26 protein-coding genes and 1 pseudogene are annotated in these 26951 nt (G+C 49.9%); 9 read left to right on the top strand and 18 right to left on the bottom strand.

Annotated features, from left to right (window positions below):
- The first annotated feature begins 10 nt into the window (after positions 1–10).
- From EXW94_RS18175 to EXW94_RS18165, 3 genes are read left to right on the top strand one after another with little or no spacing between them, the layout of a single operon-like run.
- Positions 11–1942, top strand: a complete 1932-nt coding sequence (locus EXW94_RS18175) for a bifunctional diguanylate cyclase/phosphodiesterase (RefSeq protein WP_174340686.1) — start codon at positions 11–13, stop codon at positions 1940–1942.
- A 55-nt stretch (positions 1943–1997) separates the two neighbouring features.
- The gene (catA, locus tag EXW94_RS18170) at positions 1998–2675 is read left to right on the top strand and encodes a type A chloramphenicol O-acetyltransferase (RefSeq protein WP_174340685.1); all 678 of its coding nucleotides are present in this window, start codon (positions 1998–2000) and stop codon (positions 2673–2675) included.
- Complete coding sequence (locus EXW94_RS18165; protein WP_174340684.1) at positions 2668–2835, top strand: hypothetical protein; 168 nt, start codon at positions 2668–2670, stop codon at positions 2833–2835. Before catA ends, EXW94_RS18165 begins: the two co-directional genes overlap by 8 nt.
- On the opposite strand, the gene EXW94_RS28585 is transcribed toward EXW94_RS18165, so the two are convergent.
- From EXW94_RS28585 to EXW94_RS18135, 7 genes and pseudogenes are all read right to left on the bottom strand, one after another.
- Positions 2824–3501 (bottom strand): TOPRIM nucleotidyl transferase/hydrolase domain-containing protein, encoded by a 678-nt coding sequence (locus tag EXW94_RS28585; protein ID WP_375336650.1) that lies wholly within the window; start codon positions 3499–3501, stop codon positions 2824–2826. The two genes, EXW94_RS18165 and EXW94_RS28585, sit on opposite strands and share 12 nt — an antisense overlap.
- A gap of 39 nt (positions 3502–3540) precedes the next feature.
- Positions 3541–3918, bottom strand: a pseudogene (locus tag EXW94_RS28580) (ATP-dependent endonuclease); the annotation flags it as partial.
- A gap of 33 nt (positions 3919–3951) precedes the next feature.
- Positions 3952–5409, bottom strand: coding sequence for a group II intron reverse transcriptase/maturase (gene ltrA / locus EXW94_RS18155; protein WP_174340817.1), 1458 nt, complete (start codon positions 5407–5409; stop codon positions 3952–3954).
- A gap of 419 nt (positions 5410–5828) precedes the next feature.
- A complete protein-coding gene (locus tag EXW94_RS18150; RefSeq protein ID WP_174340683.1) occupies positions 5829–7367 on the bottom strand; it encodes an IS66 family transposase in 1539 nt (512 codons plus the stop codon).
- Between the two features lie 49 nt (positions 7368–7416).
- Positions 7417–7764, bottom strand: a complete 348-nt coding sequence (gene tnpB / locus EXW94_RS18145) for an IS66 family insertion sequence element accessory protein TnpB (protein ID WP_174340682.1) — start codon at positions 7762–7764, stop codon at positions 7417–7419.
- Positions 7761–8093 (bottom strand): transposase, encoded by a 333-nt coding sequence (locus tag EXW94_RS18140; protein ID WP_254797860.1) that lies wholly within the window; start codon positions 8091–8093, stop codon positions 7761–7763. The genes tnpB and EXW94_RS18140 overlap by 4 nt, the downstream gene beginning before the upstream one ends.
- 86 nt (positions 8094–8179) lie before the next feature.
- The gene (locus EXW94_RS18135) at positions 8180–9013 is read right to left on the bottom strand and encodes a toll/interleukin-1 receptor domain-containing protein (protein ID WP_174340680.1); all 834 of its coding nucleotides are present in this window, start codon (positions 9011–9013) and stop codon (positions 8180–8182) included.
- Between the two features lie 218 nt (positions 9014–9231).
- Between EXW94_RS18135 and EXW94_RS18130 the strand changes: the two genes are divergently transcribed.
- The 6 genes from EXW94_RS18130 to EXW94_RS18105 all read left to right on the top strand — a co-directional run bounded on the left by EXW94_RS18130 (position 9232) and on the right by EXW94_RS18105 (position 18273).
- Positions 9232–10938 (top strand): class I SAM-dependent DNA methyltransferase, encoded by a 1707-nt coding sequence (locus tag EXW94_RS18130; protein WP_174340679.1) that lies wholly within the window; start codon positions 9232–9234, stop codon positions 10936–10938.
- Positions 10928–12322 (top strand): restriction endonuclease subunit S, encoded by a 1395-nt coding sequence (locus tag EXW94_RS18125; protein ID WP_174340678.1) that lies wholly within the window; start codon positions 10928–10930, stop codon positions 12320–12322. Before EXW94_RS18130 ends, EXW94_RS18125 begins: the two co-directional genes overlap by 11 nt.
- Complete coding sequence (locus tag EXW94_RS18120; protein ID WP_174340677.1) at positions 12315–13484, top strand: DUF4268 domain-containing protein; 1170 nt, start codon at positions 12315–12317, stop codon at positions 13482–13484. Before EXW94_RS18125 ends, EXW94_RS18120 begins: the two co-directional genes overlap by 8 nt.
- Complete coding sequence (locus EXW94_RS18115; protein ID WP_174340676.1) at positions 13484–16618, top strand: type I restriction endonuclease subunit R; 3135 nt, start codon at positions 13484–13486, stop codon at positions 16616–16618. The genes EXW94_RS18120 and EXW94_RS18115 overlap by 1 nt, the downstream gene beginning before the upstream one ends.
- Positions 16619–16709: 91 nt before the next feature.
- Entirely contained in the window at positions 16710–17459 is a 750-nt protein-coding gene (locus EXW94_RS18110; protein WP_174340675.1) for a DUF6933 domain-containing protein, read from the top strand.
- Between the two features lie 121 nt (positions 17460–17580).
- Positions 17581–18273: a DNA-binding protein gene (locus EXW94_RS18105; protein ID WP_254797858.1), complete on the top strand. Its 693-nt coding sequence runs from the start codon at positions 17581–17583 to the stop codon at positions 18271–18273.
- Positions 18274–18276: 3 nt separating this feature from the next.
- Here EXW94_RS18105 and nhaC read toward each other — a convergent pair whose 3' ends face one another.
- The 11 genes from nhaC to EXW94_RS18050 form a co-directional block, all read right to left on the bottom strand.
- Positions 18277–19716: a Na+/H+ antiporter NhaC gene (gene nhaC, locus EXW94_RS18100; RefSeq protein WP_174340674.1), complete on the bottom strand. Its 1440-nt coding sequence runs from the start codon at positions 19714–19716 to the stop codon at positions 18277–18279.
- A 326-nt stretch (positions 19717–20042) separates the two neighbouring features.
- A complete protein-coding gene (locus EXW94_RS18095) occupies positions 20043–20336 on the bottom strand; it encodes a hypothetical protein (protein WP_174340673.1) in 294 nt (97 codons plus the stop codon).
- Positions 20337–20457: 121 nt separating this feature from the next.
- A complete protein-coding gene (locus EXW94_RS18090) occupies positions 20458–20871 on the bottom strand; it encodes a helix-turn-helix domain-containing protein (protein WP_174340672.1) in 414 nt (137 codons plus the stop codon).
- A gap of 120 nt (positions 20872–20991) precedes the next feature.
- Positions 20992–21963 carry a TerC family protein gene (locus EXW94_RS18085; protein WP_217436501.1) on the bottom strand — a complete coding sequence of 324 codons (972 nt, stop codon included), beginning with the start codon at positions 21961–21963 and terminating at the stop codon, positions 20992–20994.
- Positions 21964–22252: 289 nt separating this feature from the next.
- Positions 22253–22750 (bottom strand): MgtC/SapB family protein, encoded by a 498-nt coding sequence (locus EXW94_RS18080; protein ID WP_174340671.1) that lies wholly within the window; start codon positions 22748–22750, stop codon positions 22253–22255.
- 38 nt (positions 22751–22788) lie between these two features.
- On the bottom strand, positions 22789–23193 hold the full coding sequence (locus EXW94_RS18075; protein ID WP_241211076.1) for an ion channel: 405 nt from the start codon (positions 23191–23193) through the stop codon (positions 22789–22791).
- A 264-nt stretch (positions 23194–23457) separates the two neighbouring features.
- Positions 23458–23826, bottom strand: coding sequence for a hypothetical protein (locus EXW94_RS18070; protein WP_174340670.1), 369 nt, complete (start codon positions 23824–23826; stop codon positions 23458–23460).
- Between the two features lie 153 nt (positions 23827–23979).
- Positions 23980–24318: a glycine zipper family protein gene (locus EXW94_RS18065; RefSeq protein ID WP_174340669.1), complete on the bottom strand. Its 339-nt coding sequence runs from the start codon at positions 24316–24318 to the stop codon at positions 23980–23982.
- An 82-nt stretch (positions 24319–24400) separates the two neighbouring features.
- Positions 24401–25261 (bottom strand): small-conductance mechanosensitive channel MscS, encoded by an 861-nt coding sequence (mscS, locus tag EXW94_RS18060; RefSeq protein ID WP_174340668.1) that lies wholly within the window; start codon positions 25259–25261, stop codon positions 24401–24403.
- A 607-nt stretch (positions 25262–25868) separates the two neighbouring features.
- A complete protein-coding gene (locus tag EXW94_RS18055; protein ID WP_174340667.1) occupies positions 25869–26516 on the bottom strand; it encodes a hypothetical protein in 648 nt (215 codons plus the stop codon).
- Positions 26517–26545: 29 nt separating this feature from the next.
- Positions 26546–26951 (bottom strand): VasL domain-containing protein (locus EXW94_RS18050; protein ID WP_302480545.1); only part of this gene is annotated, 406 nt, incomplete at its 5' end.

Below are 26951 nucleotides of genomic sequence, written 5' to 3'. Positions count from 1 at the left end.
GGAGAACATAATGAACAGGATACTGGTTGGTATCATTTTTTCTCTTTTTATCACGACAGGATATATTGCATTTCTTGTTTACGATCGTCAGCAAGAGTTGCAAAAACTGACTCACTACACTGAGTCCTGGTCCGTGGCTCAACTGGTATCAGAGTATTACCGATTTGAATCATGGCTTGGTCTGTACGCAACCGATACCGATGAGGTTACGATAGACCAGGCCCGCATGCGCCTCGAAATTATGCTCAGCCAGGGTGAGTTAATGAAGGAGGGAGATTTAGGTCGCTATATCGAAAGCGATAAAACGCATCAGGCGCTCGCTGCACGCCTGGAAGAAATACTTTCTTATCTGGATAGTCATCTGGAAAAAATGAGCCATGCAGAGTTAAAAAAATATTTGGCTGATATGCATCTGCTCGATGCGCCACTAAGCCAACTCTCTTCAAGTGCGTTAACAAAAGATATTAATACGATTAATGAATCCAATAGAAAAATACAAATACTCTATTATATCTATTCCGCACTTTCGTTACTTCTGGTGATATTAAGCTTTATTCTGGGGTTCTTAATGATCTACCAGAATAAAAACATTCTCAAAGCACACATGCAGGTTAAAAGCCTTGCTGACGAACTTCAGATATCAAAAGAAAAGCTGCAAATTCAGAACGCGAAGCTGGAGTATGATGTTTATCATGACTCCCTGACCGGCATGAAAAACCGCCTTTTCTTCTGGGACGATCTCAGCAAAATTAATCTTCAGGCAGACAAAAACCACATCCCTGTAACGGTGATGTTATTTGATTTAGACAGGTTCAAAGAGGTCAACGATACCTATGGCCATGACGCCGGTGATTTACTGTTGAATCAGGTATCCCGACGACTCACCTCAATGAGCAGCGCCACTGATACGTTTTACCGTTTGGGCGGAGACGAGTTTGCCCTTCTGTCGAGTGGCCTCACCGAAACGGCAGCCGTTTCGCGCGCAAAAGAAATCAGTAATCATATTAGCCAGCCCTATACCATTAATAACCAACTGATAAAAATTGCCACCTGTGTGGGTATCGTTTTATCTGATAATGAACGGCGCTCTGATTATCTTTATAAATTTGCCGATCTGGCACTCTACGAGGCCAAAAAAGAGGGTTCACAGCAGATAAAAGTCTTCCGACAGTGGATGCTGCAAAAATTACAGGAAAGCAGAACCCTTGAGCATGATATGGCGCTGGCGCTCGATAACAATGAATTCGTTGTTTATTACCAGCCTATTGTCGATTCTTTCAGTAATGAAATTTACGGCTATGAAGCGCTTATTCGTTGGAAACACCCTGTGAGGGGAATTCTGTCGCCGGATAGCTTCATCTCTGTCGCCGAAAAAACCGGCAAGATCAATGAAATTGGCAAAATTGTGCTTGAGATTGCCTGCCGTGAAGCGGTTTCCTGGGCCGTTCCGGCAAGAATTTCTGTGAATGTCTCACCGATTCAACTGGGCAGCAAATCGTTTACGACGATGGTGCAGTCCATTCTAAAAGAGACAGGACTACCGGCTAACCGCCTTGAGCTAGAGGTTACCGAGTCTTCACTCTTCAGTGACAGCAACATGCCGATCAGTATTCTTAAAAAGCTGAGATCGTTGGGCGTAAAAATTTCTATCGATGATTTCGGGACGGGATATTCTTCACTCTCAAGACTGAGTGAACTGAATTTTGACAAAATCAAAATAGACAAATCCTTTGTGAATTCTATATCCACGCAGAATGAAGCACTGAATATCGTTAAATTGATTACCGGCATGGCCAAGAGCCTCAATATGCGGGTCATTGCTGAAGGCGTTGAAACCGAAGAGCAGCTTGAACGTCTTCAGGTGCTTGGCTGCGATCTGGTGCAGGGATACCTGTTCGGAAAACCTCAGCCTGAGGTAAACAAGGTAATCAGGTGTAGTTGAATGGGTGTCAGGACTGTTTTGTTCTAACACCATTTTGATAATCAAAGGTTTAAAAATGAAAAAGACAATGCCGGAATATACGCCTGTTGATTTATCTCGTTGGCCAAGGAAAGAACATTTTGAGGTATTCCAGTCATTTGCAGAGTGTACAATTAACCAAACGGTTCTGATCGACATCACCGTGCTGCGAAAACATATCAAAGAGGTCGGCTGGAAGTTTTACCCGACGATTATTTTCCTCCTTTCTAAAATTATGAACCGGCATCCGGAATTCCGTATGGCCATGAAGGACAATGAGCTGGTTATATGGAATGAAATCCATCCAAGCTATACCATTTTCCATCCCGAAACGGAGACTTTTTCGTCACTGTGGAGCCACTACGACGGCAATATGCATCACTTCCAGAGCATCTATGCAGAAGACGTTGCACGCTATGGCAATAACCTTTCTTACTGGCCGAAAGAAGAGTCGCGGGAAAATGTCTTTTTCGTATCGTCTATTCCCTGGGTAACGTTTACTAACTTTACGATGAACATTGCGCACATGAAGAATTTCTTTTCCCCTATGTTCACGTTTGGAAAATACTACGAGCAGGATGGGAAAGTATTGTTGCCTATGGCGGTACAGGTCCATCATTCCGTGTGCGATGGTTTCCATGTGGCAAGGATGTTTAATGAGTTGCAGGAGATGTGTGATGGTTTGTCGCAGCTGGCAGAGGGATGTAATGGCTGATGTGCAAAAAGCTTCTTTAACGAAGATAACAGGAGCAAAACATGAACGCAACCAATTGTTTAATAATAGAAAAAAAAAAGAAGACAATAATATGCCCCCTAAAATGCCCCCATCACCATTGATTGTGAATGTTGGGGGCACTTACAAGTTAACTTGCTAATTTGGCGCACAGCCTATCATATATGGCCAAAAACTCATCGCCATCTTGGGTAAAGAAGCTTTCCCTTAATTCATCAAATGTTAGCGAACAAAAATGTTTATGAGTAACCCTTTTTCCTCCTAATCTTATTGTCAAGGCGTGATTTTTGCATATTGCTTTTACATCACACCACTCATCTAAAATTAGGGATGAACCAGGAACCAACCTCTCTAAAGATTTTCCTGTGAAATAGTTTTCTATTTCTCTCCTTCGTAACACATTAAAATCCACATTTTCTATAAAGCCCATCTGCTCAAGTTCTTTTTTATTTGGAGATTCATGCTCTTTACTTTCTTTATCTGAATCTAACACAATAAAAAATGGCTTGTTGAATTCTTTAATAAGATCAAGCGTCACCCAGTGCTTGATACTGCTACACCCACCAATAGGAATAGTTAAAATACCAAGCTCTTCGAAATGATTCGGGATAATCGTTTCTTCATGGTACTTTTTACTAATGTATTTAAATGCTGTACAATCATCTATACCTTCGAGTAAAAGTAATAATTTAGATTTCTCTATAGCTGGGAAGAAAGTGCTATCGGGTTTTATACCTAGATCATTAGCTATCTCCAAAACGTTATCTACTTCAGCATGATAACGATAGTCACCATTTTCTTTTATCACGTGATGTAAATGTCTTTTACATGATTTAGCTACTATGACTGGCGAATGTGTTGTAATGATAACCTGATATCCACTTTTGGTAATATCAAAGAGTTTATCAAAAAGATTTTCTTGTGCTGATGGATGAAGGAAAGTTTCTGGTTCCTCAAAGCCGAATATTATATTTTGATGTTCAACTTCTTCAGCAAGGCTTTCAAAATAAGCCATCATAGTGATACGTCTAAAACCATCACCTCGATTGCTAAGAGGAATTGCCCCTTTATCAGAGATTGACTCAAATGATGTGCTTATTATTTTTGACCAATCGAAGTCAACTCTAGCTCTTACCTGCTCAGTTGCTGGTACTACTGCATTTATTTTAGCTGTTATTTTGTCTAATACATTTTGTAAACGGTTGCGGTAGGAATAGCCGTTACCGGCTACCCCCCGCGCGGATCCGGACGTGCGCTGCTAACGCATCCGGCTCTTACCTTGGGTTCTGGCGTGAAAGCGGTGCATTGGGTGCGGGTGGACAATTCTGGGGGCGGGTATCCAGCGTTTGCACAACTCTCTGAAGCGTTTCCATGTCATTCGGTGCCTCTGACTTCTCCGTTTCAGTGACTTCAGCCACAACTTTTTCACTTCCTCCACGAACCGGGTCAGCGCTCTGCTGTTGAAGGGGACACCGTAATAATTGATGTGCCCCTCAACCACTCGCCTTAACCATCGGCCTGTTGCGGCCGGTTTCTCGTGAAGTCGCTTTCGAAGTGTCTGTTTGATTGCCTTCAGTTGTGCCAGACGACGGCTACGTTTGGTCTTGCGCATCACCACCGTGTTGCCTGCCCGGTTTTGTCCAACGTAGTGGGTAAATCCCAGAAAATCAAACGTTCCGGGCTTTCCCTGCTCTTCCCTGTAGTGGCTCAGGGCGAAACGCCCAAAGCGTACCAGTCGGGTTTTCTCCGGATGGACTTTCAGACCAAATTTCCCCAGCCGCTGTTTCAGAGCTGACAAGCACTCCCGGGCATCCCGGTGCTTCTGGAATCCCAGCACAGCGTCGTCAGCATACCTGACCATCACCACGTCCCCCTGCGCATACTTTCGGGTTTTGTTCATCCACTGATCGAAGCTGTAGTGCAGGTAAATGTTAGCAAGTATCGGTGAGCACACCGCGCCCTGCGGGACGCCGACGCGCGAACGCTGCCGGTGTCCGTGTTTATCCCTTACTCCAACCGTGATCCACTGTTTGATCAGCCTCAGTATGCGCTCGTCCCCGATCCGGTGCCGGAGAAACCGGAGCAACCAGTCATGTTCCACGGTATCGAAGAACTTACTGATGTCCAGATCCAGCACCCAGTTTACCTTTCGCGTCATAATCGCCGAATGCAGGGCATCCAGTGCGTCATGCTGACCTCTTCCCGGTCTGAATCCATAGGAAAACCCCAGAAAATCAGCCTCGTAGATTTGGTTCAGCACCGTCACCATCGCCTGCTGTACGATTTTGTCCTCCAGACACACAATGCTCAGCGGTCTTTCTGACCCATCTTCTTTGGGGATGAACACCTGCCTTGCTGGCAGGGGTCTGTACTGCCCCCGCTGAAGTCTGCCGTGGAGTGCTCTGAGATTGTCATGCGCGTTCTGCGCATAGCTGTCCCATGTCACTCCGTCGCAGCCCGGTGCAGACTGACGTTTGAGTTGATGGAAGCTCTGCATCAGCAGCGCTTCGCTTATGTGGTGGAAGAGACTGGTAAACTGTTGATGTTTATCCCTTTGTGCAGCTTCCCGCACAGCCAGCAGACGTGACGTCGTATTTCCCCGGCTCTGAGTCCGGATACGGTCGTGCTGTTGGCTGTTCCCCTTGGTCACGGGCCTTCCCTCCGTCAATTCCGCCACACTGTTACATGTTTTGTTCACTGATTTCTCCGGTACTATGCCCGTGTCCGACTTCCTGAACTCCGTTGCACCTTGTCTTTACGCTTTAGTACAGCGGCCCGCGACTGCGGGGCTGGTTCAGGATCTCCCAGGTTCCGTCTGACGAACTTCTCCACATGCGCCGGGTCTCCGACCCCGGGAGGTATGAACACGTCTCGCCATGATGACATGTCCATTATTGGTTTCTGCTTCGCTTAACAACATCACCACCTCCAATTAGCTTGTATTTCGTGGCTCAATACCGGGCCTGTGGATGCCTTCGCTAACACTTCACGTCAGAAGTTACCCGCTGCCGCGCATAGCTAAAGGACCGGGCGAGTGGCTGGCTCTTACCCGGGAGGGACTTTCACCCTCTGTTCTGTCACCAGCTTATCCTGGCGTACTAAGCGTCCAGCGAGGACCGTATTGACAGGGATGTGTTACTCAGTTGGCAGTACTACGCGCCAGGGGAGCAGTTCGCTGACCCGATTGACCGGCCAGTCAGCAATAACGTCAAGGAGATGGCGAAGGTAGCTTTCTGGCTCCACACCGTTCAGTTTGCACGTCCCGATCAGGCTGTACAGCAGTGCACCGCGCTCTCCGCCATGATCCGAGCCGAAGAACAGGAAGTTCTTCCGACCCAGACTCACCGTCCGCAGGGCATTTTCAGCGATGTTGTTATCTGCTTCAGCCCAGCCATCCTCTGTATAGTACATCAGTGCCGGCCACTGGTTCAGTGCATACGTGAACGCTTTCGCCAGTTCTGAGTGTCGCGACAGCGTTTTCATTTTTTCACGCAGCCAGCTTTCCAGGGCTTTCAGCTGTGGTTTAGCTTTTTGCTGACGTTCAGCAAGGCGCTGTTCTGCTTGCATTCCCCTTATTTCCGCCTCAACAGTATACAGCTCGCCGATACGTTTCAGGGCTTCCTCCGTCAGTGCTGACGGGGTGCGGACGTGTACGTCGTGGATCTTGCGCCGGGCGTGAGCCCAGCACGCGGCTTCCGTTATTTTTCCATTGCGGTACAGCTCGTTGAACCCGGCGTACGCGTCCGCCTGCAGCACGCCGCTGAAGCCGGCAAGATGGGTCTGCGGGTGGAGGCCTTTTCTGTCCGGGCTGTAAGCGAACCACACCGCCGGCGCGACTGCTGAGCCGGCGTTGCGGTCATCACGAACGTACGTCCACAACCGCCCGGTCTTTGTCTTCTTGTTACCCGGCAGCAGCACCTGAACGGGGGTATCATCGGCATGGAGTTTGCCGCCAGTCAGGACATAGTTCTGAAGCGCCTCTTCCAGCGGGGACAGCAGCCGGCAGCATGCATCCACCCAGCCCGACAGCAGTGAACGGCTCAGTTCCACACCCTGGCGGCTGTATATTTCGGACTGACGGTACAGCGGCGTGTGCTCTGCGTACTTTGAGGTCAGGACGCGGGCCAGCAGCCCCGGTCCGGCGATACCCCGCTCGATGGGCCGCGAAGGTGCGGGAGCCTGCACGATAGCATCACATTTTGTGCAGGCGTGTTTTTCCCGCACCGTGCGGATAACCCGGAAGGCGCTGCGCATCAGTTCCAGTTGTTCGGCGGTATTTTCACCCAGGTAGCTCAGCGCACCGCCGCAGTCCGGGCAGCACGGCTCTGTCGGCAGCAGCCGCTTTTCATCACGGGGGAGTGCTTCAGGGAACGGTTTGCGGGTACGGGTCTGACGCAACGGGCGTTGCACTGCCGGATCATCCACCCGTCCGGTCAGCGTATCACTTTCTTTCTGGAGCCGGTTCAGGTCAGCTTCCATCTGTGCGATACGGCGGGATACCTTTTCAGAACGGCTGCCGAAGTTCATCCGGCGGAGCTTATCCAGCTGCGCCTGCAGATGATCTATTTCACGTTCCCGGTTGCTCAGCTTTTCCTGCAGGGCGTGGATCAGTGCTTCCTGTTCGGCAAGGCGCTGTTTCAGCAGAAGGATGTCGTCAGAAGAGGTGTCGTTCATAAGCCCGTATTTTACCAGGCTTATTCTGCAACAACCAGGATAAAGAGGCCTACAGCATGGTCAGGGAGGTCAACAACCGCTTAGGTTGCCGCCAGTCGATGCCTTCCATCAGCATCGCCAGCTGCGCCGGGGTCAGGAACACTTTGCCATCGCGGGCTGACGGCCAGGCGAAGCGCCCGCGCTCCAGCCGTTTGGTCAGCAGGCACAGCCCGTCGCCGGTGGACCACAGCAGTTTGACCTGACTGCCGCCACGTCCCCGGAAGATGAAGACATGGCCGGACATTGGGTCGTCTTTCAGCGCCGTCTGCACCTTTGCGGCCAGGCCGTTGAAGCCGTTGCGCATATCGGTAATACCGGCAACCAGCCAGATTTTAGTGCCTGCAGGAAGATTTATCATACGGGCCCCCGCATCAGTTCGCGCAGGACAGTGGTGATGAGTTCATTTGAGGGATGAGTCAGCGTTATCTCTCCGCCACGACATCTTATGTGACAGGCAGTCTGAGGTGAACAGGATGGTGGTTCGGACGTTGGGGAAGATGGCTCTGCCCGAAGCTGCACGGGTATGAGAGCAGGAAGGGACGATGAGTTTTTCCGTGGATGGCAGACACGTCCTTCACGCTGCCAGAGCCTTATCCATTTAAAGAGCAGGTTGTCATTGACGTCATGTTGCCGGGCCAGCGCAGCAACACTTCCTTCTTTTTCAAGTGCCAGCCTGACCAGTTCCATTTTAAACTCAGGGGAATATCGTTTTCGGGGAAGTCTTTCTTTGGCGCGCATTAGGTGTCCACCTGCAAAATAAGTGGGGGCTTAAGTTACAGGATCGTGGTTTCAGAGCCAGACGGTATTGAGACGACGCTTACGTAACAGATATCTCCTGTTCCATAATGTTGGATCCCACGTCTGATGCCACACTCCGCGAGCTTGCTACCATTATGGTACACAGCGCAGGTGAAAGAATCCGTTTCAGAACGATTGAAATCGGTCTCTAAACCCGAATGACGCTTTTTGAGTTCGTCAAGTGAGTTTTCAAAAAATCTTGCAACATAATCAAACCCATCGCGGCGAGCTCGATCTTTCTCCAGATCAGTAAAACGCTTTGGTAATGAAAGATTGCTGGAACGGGGCGTTAGAATGGTATCGGTTGTCGGAGAGAGAAGGTGTTCTGTAGATGAAGTCCGAGCTAATGTATTCTGCTGACGCTTTCTGGCTTCAATATCTGCAATAGCACGGGATACGGCATGTACAACCTGAACATAACCTTCATCATGGCATGCAAACCTTGTGACAGGTTTACCATCGATTGTTGCTGCCATAATGCCGCCGAACGGTAGATCATGCCATGCGCAATCTCTTAATATGACAGGAATAACCACCGCCTCACCCCGACTATGTCGCTCAAGTGCGTTTGCCATTTCAATCTCATAGCAGTAATCGGAATTAATGAAATCACTACTGATGAGTAGCAGAATGATATCTGCCTGCGAAAAATAGTGATCAATCTGGTGTTCAAACGTCTGACCGGGGACGATACGACGATCGTGCCATGTTGTGATCTTCCCGGCTCTTTTCAGAGAAGACAGGTGTTTCTCAAGTTCATTACGCAGTGCTTCATCTACATGAGAATAAGAAAAAACTAACTTTGCCATAGGGTTAAATGCTCCAGCACATAAAACAATAAATACTGCCATTTTTCCCTAAGAGTAAAAGAATATGCACCTATTTCCACAAGTAATTGATGCGAAAATATGCCCCACCAGCTTGGTATTGTTCTTACGTAACGGTATCATTCACGGTTGACGGCCATTTCCGTGATTCTGTGCAAGCCGCACACAGAACCAGTCATACATGATTTATTGAGGTTTTGATGGACAACGCTGAACAGCAATTTTTGAACGATCTTGACACAAAATTCTGGAAAGCGGCCGACAGGCTGCGCGCTAACATGGATGCAGCCAATTATAAGCACGTTGTGCTGGGGCTGATTTTTCTCAAGTACGTTTCTGATGCATTTGACGCCCGTCAGCAGGAACTGATCGCCCTGTTTCGCGATGTCGGCAATCCAGACAACATCTATGCAATGTCGCGTGATGATTATATCTCCGACGAAGAATACGCAAAGGCTATTCAGGAAGAGCTGGAGGTAGAAGATTACTATACAGAGAAAAATGTCTTCTGGGTGCCAAAGGCAGCACGCTGGGAAACCCTGAAAACCAAAGCGACACTGCCGACAGGTACTGTTTTGTGGCGAGATGAATCAGGTCACGACGTGAGACTGCGTTCTGTTTCATGGCTGATTGATAACGCGCTGGATGAAATTGAAAAAACCAACGCGAAGCTGAAAGGGATCCTTAACCGCCTCAGCCAGTATCAGCTGAGTAATGACGTATTAATTGGTCTGATTAACACGTTCTCCGATGCCAACTTCAATAACCCGGAATATAACGGCGTAAAACTTCATCTAAACAGCAAAGATATTCTCGGTCACGTTTACGAATACTTTCTTGGCCAGTTTGCACTGGCAGAAGGCAAGCAAGGCGGGCAGTACTACACACCCAAAAGTATTGTGACCCTGATTGTTGAAATGCTTCAGCCTTACAATGGGCGAGTGTACGATCCTGCAATGGGTTCTGGCGGATTTTTTGTTTCCAGTGACCGCTTTATTGAGGAGCATGCCGGCGAAAAAAACTACAATGCAGCCGAGCAAAAACGCAATATTTCGGTCTACGGTCAGGAGTCCAACCCGACCACCTGGAGACTCGCAGCAATGAACATGGCGATCCGGGGAATTGATTTTAACTTCGGCAGTAAAAACGCCGATACCCTACTGGACGATCAGCACCCGGATCTGCGCGCCGACTTCGTGATGGCTAACCCGCCCTTCAACATGAAGGAGTGGTGGAGTGCTAAGCTTGAAAACGACGTCCGCTGGAAATACGGTACACCGCCGCAGGGCAACGCCAACTTTGCGTGGATGCAGCACATGATCCACCACCTGGCACCAAAAGGTTCGATGGCGCTGCTGTTGGCTAACGGCTCTATGAGTTCCAACAGTAATACTGAAGCAGAAATTCGCCGAAAATTGATCGAGGCCGATCTGGTGGAGTGCATGGTCGCGCTGCCGGGCCAGTTGTTTACCAACACCCAAATCCCGGCCTGTATCTGGTTTCTGACCAAAGATAAATCTGGCGGGAACGGCAAAGCGCACCGCAAAGGCGAAGTCCTGTTCATTGATGCCCGTAAGATTGGCTTTATGAAAGACCGCGTACTGCGTGATTTCAGCCGCGAGGATATCGCTAAAATTGCCGATGCTTTCCATGCCTGGCAGGCGGATAAAGACTACAAAGACGATGCCGGGTTCTGCTTCTCGGCAACGCTGGAAGATATTCAGAAAAACGACTTTGTGCTGACCCCAGGGCGCTACGTTGGTGCTGCCGAGCAGGAAGAAGACGATGAACCCTTTGCCGAGAAGATGGTACGCCTGACGGCGCAGCTGAAAGATCAGCTGGAAGAGAGTGCGAAGCTGGAAGCGCAGATCAAGGTGAGTTTGGGGGGACTGGGTTATGAGTTCTAATTTAACTTATTCTCTTGGTGATGTGGCTGATGTATACGATGGCCCTCATGCCACGCCTAAAAAACTAGAACAAGGTGATGCTATTTTTTTAAGTATATCATCCCTGGAGCAAGGAAGGTTAAACCTTGAGCAGTCCTCTTATATTTCTGAAGAGGATTATATTAAATGGACTCGCAGGGTCACGCCTCAGCCTGGTGATGTTGTTTTTTCGTATGAAACAAAAATTGGTGAGGCATCAATTATTCCTGAGGGATTACGCTGTTGTTTAGGTCGTCGTATGGGATTGTTACGTGCGAAAAGAAATAAAGTTACTCCTGATTTTCTTTTATATGCCTATCTCTCTCCTGCATTCCAGGAGGTAATCCGAGAAAAAACCATTCACGGAAGTACAACGGATAGGCTTTCAATCAAAGAAATACCTTCGTTCAAAATTCAAATTCCTGATATTCGCAAACAGAACGAAATTATAAAAATTCTAAAAGCCATAGATGGTAGATTAGAACTTAATCAACAGGTTAATAAAACACTTGAACAAATAGCTCAAGCCCTGTTCAAAAGCTGGTTTGTCGATTTTGAACCGGTAAAAGCCAAAATAGCAGTGCTGGAAGCGGGCGGTTCGCAGAAGGAAGCCACGCTCGCCGCCATGACGGCTATTTCTGGGAAAGATGCTGATGCAATGGTGTTTTTTGAGCGTGAATATCCTGAGCAATATGCCGAGTTAAAAGCAACGGCAGAGCTATTTCCGTCTGCGATGCAGGAGGGGGCGTTGGGAGCAACTCCTACGGGGTGGAAATTGGGCTGTATTGGCGATATTAGTCATCGTATAAGAACAAAAGTTGGCTCTACTTCAGCTGTTGTGCTTTCTGCTATTGCATCCGGGGATTTAGTCCCTTCCGACGAACATTTTACAAAGCAGGTATATAGCAAGTCCATTGAAAAGTATATACTGGTGGAGCAATGGTCTTTTGCATATAATCCATCCCGAATTAATATTGGTTCAATTGGATTAAATGTTAGGAATGTAAACGGAGCAGTTAGCCCAGTTTATGTTGTTTTTAAAACTGAGCAAGAGTACAAATGGTATGTTGAAATTCTGACAAAAACTACATATTTCAAAAACAATGTAAATATTTTGGCCAGCGGTAGTGTAAGACAGTCACTTTCTTATGATGATTTATCATCTATTCCTTTGTGTATTCCAGACGTTAGTATTGTTAATGTTTTCAATGAAAAGTACGAGGGGTACCTAACCTTTATCAAACAATATCGAAATCAAAATAATACGCTGATATCTATCCGTGACACCCTCCTCCCCAAACTCCTCTCCGGTGAAATCACCCTGCCGGAAGCCGAGCAGGCGGTAAGCGAGGCGGAAAATGTTTAAAGTCGACACGCCGACCAACAGCCTGCATTCCTTGCAGGAAGTGTCGTTCAGCAGCCTCGGTTTCCGTGAACGCGACCACCTGCAGGAGTGGCTGGCAAAGAATCCCCAAGCGTTAACCCGCGACAACGACGATGAGCTGCTGATTATCCAAAAAGAGTTCGCCGGTTTTGACGACACCAAAGAGCGCCTCGATCTCCTGGCACTGGATAAAAAAGGCAACATGGTGATCATCGAGAACAAACTCGATGACTCCGTGCGCGACGTAGTCTGGCAGGCGCTAAAATACGCCGGGTACTGCGCCAACCTGCGTCAGGAGAGCGTGGTCGAGATCTTCCAGCTCTATCTGGATCAGTACGAACCCAACGAGAACCGCCAGGCAGCAGACGTCATCGCCGAGTTTATGGGCTGGGAAAGCCTGAAAGAAGGGGTGCTCAACCGTAAAGGTACCCAGCGCGTCATTATGGTCGCGGCCAATTTCCGCAAAGAGGTCACTAATACCGCACTGTGGCTGATGCAGTTTGGTATTCGGGTGCAGTGCTTCAAAGTCACGCCATACCGTTTCGGTGAAGACGTCTTTGTTGATATTCGCCAGGTAATCCCGACGCCGGAAGCGGAGTCATACATGATCGGCATGGCGCAGAAAGAGGCGGAAGAGCAGTCCAGCTGTAGCGAACTGCAACAACGTCATTATATGCGCCGCGAATTCTGGACGATGGCGCTGGAAAAATTCCGCACCAGCCCCTGTACACTGTTTAACAACCGTGCCCCCTCAACCGATCACTGGCTGGCCGCCGGGTCGGGCGTCAGCGGCGTGCCGTTTGAGCTGATCTTTTCCCAGAAAGACGCTCGCGTGCAGCTCAATATTTCGCGCGGGGATGCGCTGGAAAACACCTGGTTATTTGAACGCCTGCAGGAACGCAAAACGCACATTGAATCGCTGTTTGGCGAGCCGCTCGACTGGCGATTGCTGCCAGAGCGAAAAAGCTGCCAGATCGTCTGCTCAAAGACGTTTGACGGCGGCAATAAAGAGATCTGGCCTGCCATTATCAACTGGATGATGGATAGCATGAACCGTCTGGAAAAAGCGATCCGCCCGAGCCTGCTGGAACTGGCGATTGAGCTGAAACAGACCGGTATGATCACCGAGGGAGAGGAAGAGTAATGCTGAGCGAAGACGATTTAGAGCAGCAATGCCTGAAATGGTTTGCTGAACAGGACTGGGAAGTGCTGCACGGGCCAGATATCGCGCTGGATGGCGACAACCCGCTGCGTGCTTCATTTCATGATGTGTTTCTGCGCCCGGTGATGCTGGAGCAGCTGCAAACCATCAACCCCCATCTCCCTGTTTCCGTGCTGGAAGAGGTGATACTGCGTATCGCCCATGCCCAAAGTCCGGATCTGGTCGTCAGTAACAAAGCATTCCATCACCTGTTGCTCGACGGTGTGCCCGTTGAGTACAAACGTGATGACAAGACGGTTCACGATAAAGCGCTGCTGATGGATTTTAACCATCCCGGCAATAACCGCTTTATGGTCGTGAATCAGGTGGCTATTCAGGGGATAAAACAGGTTCGTCGTCCGGATATCATTGGCTATATCAACGGCTTGCCGGTGGCGGTGATTGAGCTGAAAAGCCCGATTGATGCCAATGCCGATATCTGGGCTGCGTTTAACCAATTGCAGACCTATAAAAACGAACTCAGCGACCTGTTTATCTGCAATGAAGCACTGGTGGTGAGCGATGGGCAGAATGCCCGTATCGGCTCGCTTACTGCGGATGAGGAGCGCTTTCTGCCGTGGAAAACCGTCGCTAACGAAGACGATAAGCCACAGTTTGACTGGCAGTTGCAAACCGTCGTGAAGGGCTTCTTTAACCGTGCGCTTCTGCTCGATTACATTCGCTACTTTGTTCTGTTTGAGTCTGACGGCAAACGACTGATCAAGAAGATTGCCGCCTATCACCAGTTCCACGCGGTGCGTGAAGCGGTTGCGGCCACGATTGTGGCGTCTACCGGCAAACATCTGCCGCTGCGCAGTAATATTACCCCCGGCAGTAAAAAAGCAGGTGTGGTGTGGCATACTCAGGGCTCCGGCAAAAGTATCTCTATGTGCTGCTACGCCGGAAAGCTGCTGCAACAGGCGGAGATGAATAACCCGACCATCGTGGTGGTGACCGACCGCAACGATCTGGACGGTCAGCTCTATGCAACCTTCTGCCAGGCTCAGGATCTGCTGAAGCAAACGCCTTTACAGGCTAACGATCGCGATGAGCTGCGCGAGCTGCTCAATGCCCGTGAAGCCGGCGGAATTATCTTTACCACCGTGCAAAAGTTTGCGCCGCTGGACAACGAGCAGAGCCATCCGGCGCTTAATCAGCGCAGTAATATCGTGGTGATTTCCGACGAAGCGCACCGCAGCCAGTATGGTCTGAGCGCCACGCTGGACCGTGAAACTGGCGTCTATAAATACGGTTACGCCAAACACATGCGCGACGCGCTGCCGAATGCGTCGTTTATGGGCTTTACCGGTACGCCGATTGCCTCTGAAGATAAAGATACCCGTGCCGTGTTCGGTGATTACGTCTCTATCTACGACATTCAGGATGCAGTTGATGACGGCGCGACGGTGCCGATTTATTACGAATCCCGTCTGGCAAAACTCGACCTGAATCATGAAGAGCTGGAAACGCTCTCCGACCAGGTGGATGAGCTGGTGGAAGATGAAGAGACGGGCCAGCAGGAGAAAACCAAGGGCGACTGGAGCCGTCTGGAAAAGCTGGTAGGCTCAGAGCCTCGCATTGAGCAGGTTGCTGCGGATCTGGTTCAGCACTTTGAAACGCGCAACGCAGCCATGAACGGCAAAGCGATGATTGTCGCCATGAGCCGTGATATCTGCGTGAAGCTTTACAATGCTATCGTGGCGCTCCGCCCGGACTGGCACAGCACTGATGTCGAGAAAGGTGCCATAAAAGTCATTATGACCGGCTCGGCATCTGACAAAGACCATCTTCAGCCGCACATCTACAACAAGCAGACCAAAAAGCGTCTTGAAGCCCGTTTTAAGGATTTGAACGATCCGCTGAAGCTGGTGATTGTTCGTGATATGTGGCTGACCGGGTTTGATGCGCCGTGCTGCCACACCATGTATATCGACAAACCGATGCGCGGTCATAACCTGATGCAGGCCATCGCGCGCGTTAACCGCGTATTCCGCGATAAGCCCGGCGGGCTGGTGGTGGATTACATTGGTATCGCCAACGAACTGAAGCAGGCGCTAAAAACCTACACTGATTCGAAAGGAAAAGGGCAGACCACGGTGGATGCCCGCGAAGCCTTTGCCATTCTGTTGGAAAAAATCGACGTCATTCACGGGATGTTTGCACCCTCAGCAGGAAAACCCGGCTTTAGCTACGAAGGTTTTTCTCGCGATCCATTAGCGTTCTTGCGCAATGCCGTTAACTACATTCTGGGTCTGGATGACGGTAAAAAGCGCTACCTCGATGTCTCACTGGCGATGAGCAAAGCATGGTCGCTCTGTAACACCATTGATGAAGCTGAACCCTTACAGGAGGAGTTCGCGTTCCTTTCGGCGGTCAGAGTGGGGCTTATCAAACTTGATCCGAAGGCAAAATTTAGCCAGTCAGAGAAAAACTCCCTATTGAGCAAGATCCTCGATAATGCGGTTGTCGCTACAGGGGTTGAGGATGTTTTTGCCCTGGCCGGGTTGGATAAACCAAACATCGGTTTGCTGTCCGATGAGTTCCTGGAAGAAGTGCGGGAAATGCCGCAGCGTAATCTGGCAGTGGAACTGCTGGAAAAACTGCTGAATGACGGCATTCATGCCCGGTCTGGCAACAACGTGGTGCAGCAGAAAAAATACTCTGACCGTCTGAAAGCCGTGCTGCAAAAGTACAATAACCGTGCTATTGAAACTGCGCAGGTGATCGAAGAATTAATCCAGATGGCCAAAGAGTTCCAGACCGCAATGGCACGTGATGATGCGCTGGGACTGAACCCGGATGAAATAGCCTTCTATGACGCACTGGTAGAAAATCAAAGCGCAGTGCGTGAACTGGGCAATGAGTTGCTGAAAAAACTGGCGGTTGAAGTGACGGAAAAACTGCGCAAATCCACCACTGTAGACTGGCAGGTTCGCGAAAGCGTACGCGCTCGTCTGCGTGTTCTGGTACGCCAGATACTGCGTAAATACAAATACCCGCCAGATAAAACAGCCGGCGCAGTTGAACTTATCCTCAGACAGGCGGAGGTGGTATCGAATTACTGGACAGCTGATTGATAATTCGACTTGTTTGCCACCAAATGTTTGTAAAGAATGTTTACATGATTGTCGGTCAGTGACGCGGTACCATAAGAAAAAGGATAACCAAATGATCATATTTCATTGTTCCGCCGCTGCGGCTGTACACCTTGACGGTAACAGACGAGGGAAGGATAGCCTGTTTCCTACCTTAGCAGATGAGGGCAAACCGTTTTCCACCAGCCCGGCGGACAATATCTTTCGCTGGGTGGTTCATGCTGTAAAAATTGGTCACGCCACCTGCCTTATTGCCATGGAAGTTAAAACGCGCTGGGTACATGTAATTCACCGGGTCCGCAAGGGCGATCTGCAGGGATTTCTTGCACGACTGAGTACTCGCTTCATTAATGGCATCGAATGGTCGGAAGCAGATCTCAGCGTCCTGACACCAACTGAAATGGGCGCAGCGATTGATACTTATCTGGCGCAGCATCATGAGCTACGTTTCAGCAGGCAGACTGACCGCAGCGTGATGAGCCATATTGCTCAGGTGAGCAGCGAGTACCGCGATGTCTGGCAAAACGTGGGCGCATTTCCGGAAAATGAAGAAACGGCGTTGTCATTTGATTTACGGCTTAACGCGACGCTCAGAAGCACCAGAGGTAGCGAATACTGGCTTCCGGTTGAGGCGATGCTTACGCAATGGCTGAACGCATATGCCGCGCCTGGACAAGATGGCATCAGCGAAGCCATAAGCCGCAGGCGGTCAGCAATTATGCAGCGCAGGGTTCAGGACGCCACTGAGAATGAACATCATGCTGATAACTCAGTGAACAAGGTAATTGATTTCGAATCATTTAAAAAGAAAATGCTGCACTGATGCTTTATTAAGGGCATGCATCTCAGGGTAAGCAGGACATCTCCTTGATATGACCTGCAGCGGGAAGATAATTGAGGCAAACAAAGGCTTTCAGCGCCTTCAGGGCAGGATAAAGGTAACCATGGCGGATGTTGATTACCGTATTGAAAAATACGTTTTTGAAGAAACAGACGAAACGCCCAGGCTGGCGCGTCAGTGGCGGGATGTACTGGAAGAGTGCCGTGAGCTTCAAGCAGGGTCAGGTGAACGACTGCGGATCGCCCTGCTGAATGTGGATTACGTGACCAGCTTTGAACTGCCCTTTCGTCTGCTTCTGGTCAGAACCCCTCAACTGATTGCAGGACTGCGTGACGATTTTCAGCTTAGCCAGAAAAGCGCTACATTCAACGGAAAGCGTTTTGGTTGTGTTTACAGCCTGAAAGAGGATATGAGCAGCATACCCGACACGTTCAGCTACCGTATGACGACCCGGATCAACCGCATTGATAAGCAGGGCATCTCTGCTGAGCCCTGGCGTCAGATAGCCAGAACAGTAAAAGCGCCTCGTGAACGACTGAAGCAGGCGCTCGAATCGGGTCTGCAGATCACCGCGCTGGACGGGTTGTTCTGGTTTGGGAGCCAGCGAATGGCAGCGGAGATCTGTGTGCTGAGAAAAAAGGGAATGCGCATTATCTCTGAAACAGTGCTGGTGCAGGATAATCTGATCGGAACCACAACGCTTGTGCCGGTCTGCAGGTCAGCATCACGGAGCAAGTCTCCCGTGATACCGCCCGCAGAAAAACTCCGACGGTTGCATTGCAAAGGGGAGCTCTAACCGTCACCGGAGGTCGTGGCTTGCTGAATGCGGTGCCGCTGTGGTCGGTTTAGTGCGCAGCACCGCTAATCCGGCGGAAGCGAAGACAATGGCCACCAACGGATTGATCAGATTAAAGAAAGAATATAGTGCATAATCAATTGCCGGTACCCCAAGCACCCCTCCCATAAATGCCCCGGCCGTAGTCCAGGGGATCAAAGGCCCTGTTAACGTAGCGCCCTCTTCCAGAGTACGACTGAGCATTGCTGGCTGCAAACCACGACGGGCAAACTCCTGGCGGAATAAATTCCCGTTAACGATGATCGACAGATATACCTCACCCATCAGACCATTGGTCATGAAACAGGCGCCAATGACGAGGGCTACCAGGGAACCCAGCCGTTTGACCTGCTGCAATAGCCCCTGCATTACCACACGCAAATAACCGAGCTCGTCAATTAACGCGCCCAGACACAGTGCCATAAATGATAACGCAAAGGTCCCCATCATATTCACAATACCCCCGCGATTAAGCAGAGTATCAAGCGTCGCCACGCCGCTGTGGCTGACGTATCCACTGTTCATGGCATTCAGAGCGCTGCCGATTGAGTCCCCCTGGACCATTACACTGCACAGAACCCCAAGTAATGCGCCACTCATCAGTGCAATCAGCGCTGGCACCCGGAGCACACTCATCAGCAGTACCGCCAAAATCGGTAACAGCAACCATGGGCTAATAACAAAGTTCTGTTGAAGTAACTGCAGCAGTTCACTGACCTGATTGCCGCCTGTGCTTTGCGTCTGATGGTAATGCCTCCCTGCGACATAAAATGCGCCCAGACTCAGCAAATACGATGGCACCGTAGTAAGTAACAGAGAGCGGACGTGGGCGAACAAATCCGCACCGGTTGTGGCAGCGGCAAGATTAGTGGTATCGGACAGAGGGGACAATTTATCGCCAAAAATGGCACCTGAAACCACCATGCCCGCAGTGAGTGGAGCAGGGATCCCGAGGACTTGTCCCATAGCCATAAAGGCTATCCCCATCGTACCGGCGGTGCCCCATGAGGTACCGGTTGCCAGCGACACGACGCTGCAAACCAGTAAGCCTGCCGGCAAAAAGAACGCTGGACTTAAAATCTGTAGCCCATAGAAAATGAGGGTCTGGATAATCCCGCCCTGGATCCAGCTCCCGATAAGCGCACCAATGAGGATAAAAATACACAGCGCAGGGAAAGCCCTTACAATGCCGCTGCACATACTGTCCATTATCAGCGTAAAGTGCCAGCCATCCGCCCTGGCAATGAGTACTGTAAGTGTTAACGCAAGAAGCAGCAGGATCTTGATGTCTACCTGATAAGGCATGCCGACCGACAGCGTTGTGATAATCAAAACGAGTATGGAGTAAGCCGCGGTTTTACCCGGCTGGTTTGTTGATGCTGAGTTCGTTTGTTCTGAAGACATAACTATCCATGATTAATAGGGAATTTTGCTGACAATTGCAAAATGGCGTCAAAACGATCCCGGTCAGGCATCCATCCGATCACTCCGGGGATGCGCAGGGATTATCGTTGCATTACCACTCAGAGAGATCGCCCAATTATCGTTCTCACTCACGGTAATACGCACATCAGCAACTTGCTCAAAACGGTAATACTGCTCTGTTCTTCGCTGCCGGGACTTACACAATTAAATTTTTGTCTATCGGCCACTGCAATCCGTACAGGCTCTCAGGTCAACCAAAGGCTGATGCCTGGTCTGGCGGATAAAAATACAGTACCTTCGACAGCTCAGTTAACGGGGCGGGGCTGCATTTTGGTTATAGCTTGTTCGATTTCATCATCTTCCGGATTTTCATTCGTTGCTATCAGGAAACATTTACCATCATAACGATGATAATGGCGTACCTTGTAACTTATCTTTTTTTGTACAAGAACTTCAGATGGAATATGAGGAGAACAATACTTCGCCATGGGTACGTATATTGAGTTAATTTCAGGACAATCGGTTAAAGGACCATTGTAACACCGTCCATCATGCTCACCACCTATAACAAGATAATCGAAATATATACGTTCATTCATATTGTCACCCCAAACGTGTTCCTTAGCCGTATCAAAAATATAATAAATTGAATTTTAATGTGCTCCTCATTGAGAAATAACCACAATTTATTCAGGATTTTTCTGTCGACCAGCGTCCGACTCATAAGTTACTCAATTCTTTCCCCCGGTAAATGATAAGATCAGAAGGCTTTATCCAGCGTTTGCGGTATTCACCGGGTGAAAGGCCTAACTCTCTTCTGAAGCAACGATAAAAAGTTGAGATATCTTCAAAACCCAGTCCGAAGGCGATATCTGATATGCCAGCATCATTTTCACGCAGTAAGCGGGCCGCCGCGCCCAGCTTTCTTCGACGAATATAACGGGCAATCGGCTCACCGGTGACAGATGTGAACATATGCTGCAGATAAAATGTTGAGTAGCCAGACCTCCTGACAATATCCTTTACCGACAGCGGCTGATGGATGTTCTTATCTATCCAGTCAAGCAGTTCGTGAATGGCCATGCTGATATCGTACATCGTGCCGGAATGCAGGCCATTAATTTCTGATGACATATATTCCCTTCATTTTCTCAGTGTGTTCTGTGCAGTATCGATAACGGGTATTCCGCTCTGTTCGGTCGTGCTTACGAGTGGACCGTCGCTCCTCGGTTTACCGCTGAGTCTAAACATACACTATGCATCAGGTGAATTAAGACGTCGCTGGTTAACCCATAAATTAATCAGCAGGGTAACAATAAGGGTTGTTGCAACCACACTTAAAGAAATGACAACAGGAATATGATAATAATCCATGATTAGCATTTTTATGCCGATAAATATCAGAATGAATGCAAGGCCATATTTAATCAAAGAGAAGCGGGAAGCAACATTCGCAAGAAGGAAATACATTGCGCGTAACCCCAGAATGGCGAACAAGTTTGAAGTCAGTACGATGAAGGGATCGGTAGTCACAGCGAAAATAGCAGGAATACTGTCTACCGCGAAAATAACGTCACTTATTTCCACCATTATGAGTACCAGCAGTAGTGGGGTGGCATACAGCACACCATTGCGACGCACGAAGAATTTCTCGCCTTCCAGATTTGAAGTCATACGCAAATTTTTACGCATCCACTTTACAACAATACTATTTCCTGGCGAATTCGAATCCTCTCTGGCTAATGCCATTCTGGCTCCGGTAAGCACCAGGAATGCGCCAAACACATAAAGTAACCAGGAGAACTGAGAAATTAGGTAGCTTCCTGAAAAAATCATAGCAACCCGAAGCAAAATGGCCCCTAATACACCGAGGATAAGTACGCGTCGCTGCAGCTGGAACGGTACAGAAAAATAACTAAATATCATCAGCCATACAAAAACATTATCAATGGCTAGTGCTTTTTCAATCAGATAACCTGTAAGAAACGCCAGAGCCTGAGCGTCCGCGAGATCTTTCCCCACTTCCTGACTGAGATGGTACCAAAACCCCAGGTTAAACATCATAGCCAGACTGACCCAAAGCATCGACCAGCACGCTGCATCCTTCAGCGTCATAATTTTTTCAGTTTTTTTCCCCTGCAGCAGCAGATCGATCATCAGCATAGCGATAATGATGAATGAAAAAACAGCCCACAACAAAGGGGTTCCAGCAGTTTTTATCTCCATAACGTCACCTCAAAAAAATAATAATTATTCGGATATAAGTTCAGACATATCACCAGCCCTATTCTGTTTGAAAAATAAGAAAAGTGGTTATGTGAATGACTATTTTGACCGATGCCAGAATGACTGCATTACTCTTTTAAATTTATACCCCTGTATCATCTTCACCATAAAGAGTGGTTTTCGGTTTGTTAAAGTTCGTATCCAGTTCAGGCTACTCGCAAGCTACCCTGTACAGAAAGTAAAGTATTTCGTATTGAATGCCTGCTCCGGGTATTTAGAAGTCCGGGACTCAACTGTCATTACGGGGCTGCGGGGATTTCTCTCGTCGTCTGTGGACCCCCTTCTGCAGGCTAAGGACTTTTCGTTCAAGAATGTCAACGCTGGACAATATGCACACCACAACAGTCGTCATGATAATAGCCTGCAGAGCAAGACCCAGACCTATCATTGCGCCCGTTGCCGCCATCATCCAGACCGTAGCGGCGGATGTTGCACCCGTCACGATACCATCGCGCGTCATCATGACGCCGGCCCCTAAAAATCCCACACCGGTAATCAGCTGTCCCAGCACACGAGCCCGGTCGGCGGCATCCGCAGTAACAGCACCCAGCATGGCGAGGAAGCAGTAGCTCCCGAGGACAATTAACGTGGAGGTCCGGATGCCAATCGGCTTGCCGCGCAGCTGGCGTTCAAGGCCCACGGCAAAGCCACACAGCAGGCAGGTCGCTATTTGTCCTGAGGTGAAGGGAAGCAGCAGAGTCTCTGCTGCGGGTAAAGTCAGACGCATGGGTTACTCACTCAGATAAGAAAATATTCATGGACAAACTATTTTGACCCGGGCCGTAGCGTAGCCAGTACCCGGGAAAGGAGTGCGACCGTCCAGCCTGCCAGCAAGACCCCGACCAGACCTTCTGCCGCACCAGTTATGCGAAGATGTGCAGGCAGCAATACGTCGCCGTAGCCCACCGTCGCGTAACTTGCCAGCGAAAAATACACGGCGGTTGCGACATCGCTGAAGCCTGAGCGCCAGTAATAAAAGAGAGCAAAGCACGCCGCCTCGATAAAATGGATCATCAGCATCGAAACACAGATGCGAACCAGTATCATCACCAGCCTGACCGTGTCGGTGACTTTCCCGGGCACAAGCCTCAGAATATGCAGACTCCAGAGCGTATGAATAACCACCATGAGTGACATCAGCGCCGCAAGCCATATCAGCTGCAAAAACATGAAAACTCCATAACACAATACCGGGGCACACAATCGCCATATATGAGAACGATCGCCGTGCGCAAATGCAGACCGGTTAATACAGGATTGAAACTGGTGTAACCGACAGCGCATCAGTGCACCTGCAAAATGGCATTCTGGTCGGGCACGATCTTCCCCTCGTCGGTATTCGCGATTTGGTACCGCTCTTCAGGATGCATTTGCACCGCCGGTAACTCGTTGCTGTGGCTCCGTGTCAGTTGCCATGGTTTGCCACAGACAAGACTACATTTCGCCACCCTTCAGACACAGCGAGGTGAGTCCGCGGAAAAAATCCCCCACGCTGATATCTGCCTGCACCGGCAAAGGCGCGCCCCGTAACCGGCACAACACCCATGCGGGTGAGAGCGGCAGGCTATCCTGCAGAGTCAAAAGGTATTCATGTGGCAGGAGGGAAAAGAGCTCCCGAAGGGCATTTTCATCAGATGGAAATTTGACGCCAAAACGCCATTCCGCTTCGTGAAGCAGCTCCTCCATGTCATCACTGCAGAATCCCAGACCTGAAACAAGCCGGGTTTCTGTCGTAATAAAACCCGGGGCACTGTCGCCGCGACTGCGGATCAGATGGATAACCTCCGCGAGTGAAGGGGGCATAAATTTACCTGTACGGGTTGATGTGATGGCGCATAAGCCTGGAGCGTTTTCTGTACGACCTTAACGTGCCCTTTTACTAAGCAGCCAGAAATCGTGCCGCCAGTCCACGCGATCTGCAGAAAGGGCAGTATGTTCGCTGCCCTGTGTCATTTATCAGTGCAGGGCCTCGCCGGCCAGTCCACTTGCGCCCGCCCCCGTGACGGCACCTTTCACCACGCTTTTACCCGTTGCGGCCGCCACGACTGCACCGGTAGCTGCGCCTGCCGCACCGCCCTGTCGGGCTGCCTTGCCTGTGTCACCGCTTTTGGTCATTGCTCCGGTGCCTGCACCGACAACCGCGCCCCCGACGGCTGATTTCACATCCTTCCCGGCAGCAGCGCCGACGGTTGCGCCAACAACGGCACCGGTCGCTGTTTTATCCATTGCCACGGCGGATACGGCAGGTAACAGCGCGCTCAGTAACACAAACGCACACGTTATTTTTTTGTTCATTGCTTCATTTCCTTTAGTTCATTGAGTCTGATGAAACTCTTAATCACACGACAACCGTCTGGTTGCACGGGATGAGCATGGTTCAGTTTCTATCTAGCCTGTCGCCATTTCGGATGCTGACATCCATCTGCGGGCGTGGTGCAGGAATACCGTTGTCGTCGAGCCCACGCTTGATGGCTTCCGTCAGGTCAAACCAGACATCCCAGTAAAGGGCGGTATCCGTCCAGCAGCGCACCACAAAGTTCAGGGCCGGCGGGGCCATCTCATTCAGTCGTACCGTGATGCCATTTTCCTGGATAATCCGGGTATCGGCCGTAACGACATCACTCACCACGCGCTTTACCTGCTCAATATCGGCAGACCAGGCCACCGACACGGTGATATCCACCCTGCGATGCGGCTCGCGCGAGAAGTTGATGATGTCCCCGGCGATGATTTTGCCGTTCGGCACGATAATGATTTTGTTGTCAGGCGTGCGCAGAGTAGTGGAAAAGATATTCACCCGGTCTACCGTGCCTGCCACGCCCCCGACATCCACAAACTCACCGGTACGCAGGGGACGCAGCATCACCAGCAGCACGCCGGCGGCGAAGTTTGACAGCGAACCCTGCAGGGCAAGCCCCACCGCCAGACCAGCAGCCCCCATCACGGCAATAACCGATGCGGTCTGAACGCCAAGACGACCGAGTACGGCAATGATGGTGAAGGCCACGATGGCATAGCGGACCATGACCGCAAGGAAGCCCGATACCGTCACGTCAATCCCGCGACGGGAGAGCACCCGCTCCAGCGCCGCACTGACAAGGCGGGCAAATATCAGTCCGGAAATTAACAGTACGGCGGCCGAAATAATATTGACCGCATATTCGGTTAATACCCCCTGATTTTTTGCAAGCCACTCACTGGCCCGACTCAATTCATCTGTTATGCTCATTTCTTTCATTTACGACTCCATCTTAAAATCCCACCCAAACGGGTGCTGGTTGAAAATAAGTTCAGACAATGATGCTTCCGTCATCCTGTATATGCAGGCTATGTATGTCACCCGTAAAAAGAGGTAAGCAAGATAAAACCGGCAAGTAATAAGGCACTCAGTAACCACGGCAGTAAATATCGAACCCATCGTCCGGAAAAGGGGCTTATGACTTTACAGTGCCCACACCGTGTGGCATCGGTTGAAATAAGCGCACCACAATACCTGCATGGCCTTACGATTCCTTGACTCATCAGACACTCCATAATTAAAATATAAAGTTGCTCACAGCATTTCTTTGCTATTTATTTTTTGATTTTATTTCTCACTTGCGAATTTCGAATGTTACGAACCGCGCCGGGAATTTATGATGCGGGGTGGACATAAGCGAAATATCGCTTTGCTTAAAGTGGGATTTAAATTAACGATGCCTGTCAGCAGGCCGTTATTGCTCATTCCACTCCGGGCGGGCATCGACGTTACGGGAAAATGCTCACCACAAAGTTGAGACACTGCCCGTGGCGGACAGCACGGTTCGCCTGGCGTTATCCGGCACTAAAGACAACTGGCTAACGCATCACGCCTTAAGCTCGCGGCAAAGAGCCCGTTTTTTTTTGAGTAATCGCTCGCGGGCCTTCTCCACTGCTCGTTTTGTCCTGTCCGGAAACAGTGTTGCCTGCTGCTCAGCAATGCTGAGATGAATGTTTTCCTCCAGCAGCCTCCACTCTGCGTCGCTCCACGGACGAAACCCCTCGCGGCTGCTGCTTGATTTACGAAGCCCCATTCTTCCCGCAATTATTTTGATAGCCTCAGGGGTTCTGCCTGGCAGCAGATTAAGCACCCCGGAACCGATAGCAGGATAGTGTTCCTTCAGAATTCGACGCTCCTCCTCCCGCCAGTACCTGCCGCTGGTCACTCCCAGCGTATCGGCCCGGGTAAAGACAGCCGAAGACGTTCTGTCTTTAAGAAGCGTCGCAATGAATGCAGCGCCTGCGCCTGAAGCATAGTGCTGACGAATGATATCGTCTTCTTCTGCGGTCCATCGTGGCGATGCCTTTTCCTGACAGTCCAGTTTATGAGCCATCAGGCGAACGGAGCCGGGCGTTCGCCCCAGAATGCGGGCAAGCTCAGGCAGGGGCATGGTACGGTAGTTGACCTCCAGAAAAGTGAGGTCTGCAGCTGACCATTCGCACCAGTGATTTCTGTGAAGCTCGTTCTCATTCATTGAAACTCCGAAAATACGCGTAAGGACGGTTACTGGCGTTCTGTTACGGCGGAATACCGCGTGATTAACTGCTTAAGATGCAGTTCTGTCTGCATCTTTTGCGCGGCCGGGATTGTCTGTGAAAGGCCCGGAATGCTCATTTGCCGCAGCTGTTCTTCAACCGGTACCGTTTTACCGAATGCCTGCGTAGCAGCAAAAACCTGTGATTTGAGCTCGCTGACCGTCATGTATTTCCCTTTCTGCTCATCCAGCCCGTTCAGCCTGTCGCTCAGTTTTTGCAGGATTGTCATTCCCTGATGCCAGCCGTTCAGCTGTTCCGCTGGCAGCAAGGCGCTACTGAGCTGCTGTTCCCACTGTTGTACCAGAGGCTTAGCCTGCTCCGGCCACAGCGTCCGTGCCTGTTCAGCGAGTTTTCTGCCATAGGCGATATTCCAG

The sequence above is a fragment of the Enterobacter sp. JMULE2 genome, from assembly GCF_013337145.1.
Classification (GTDB): Bacteria; Pseudomonadota; Gammaproteobacteria; order Enterobacterales; family Enterobacteriaceae; genus Enterobacter; species Enterobacter mori.
Note: the sequence above shows the minus strand (reverse complement) of the source record. Positions and strands in the feature narration are given on the sequence as shown.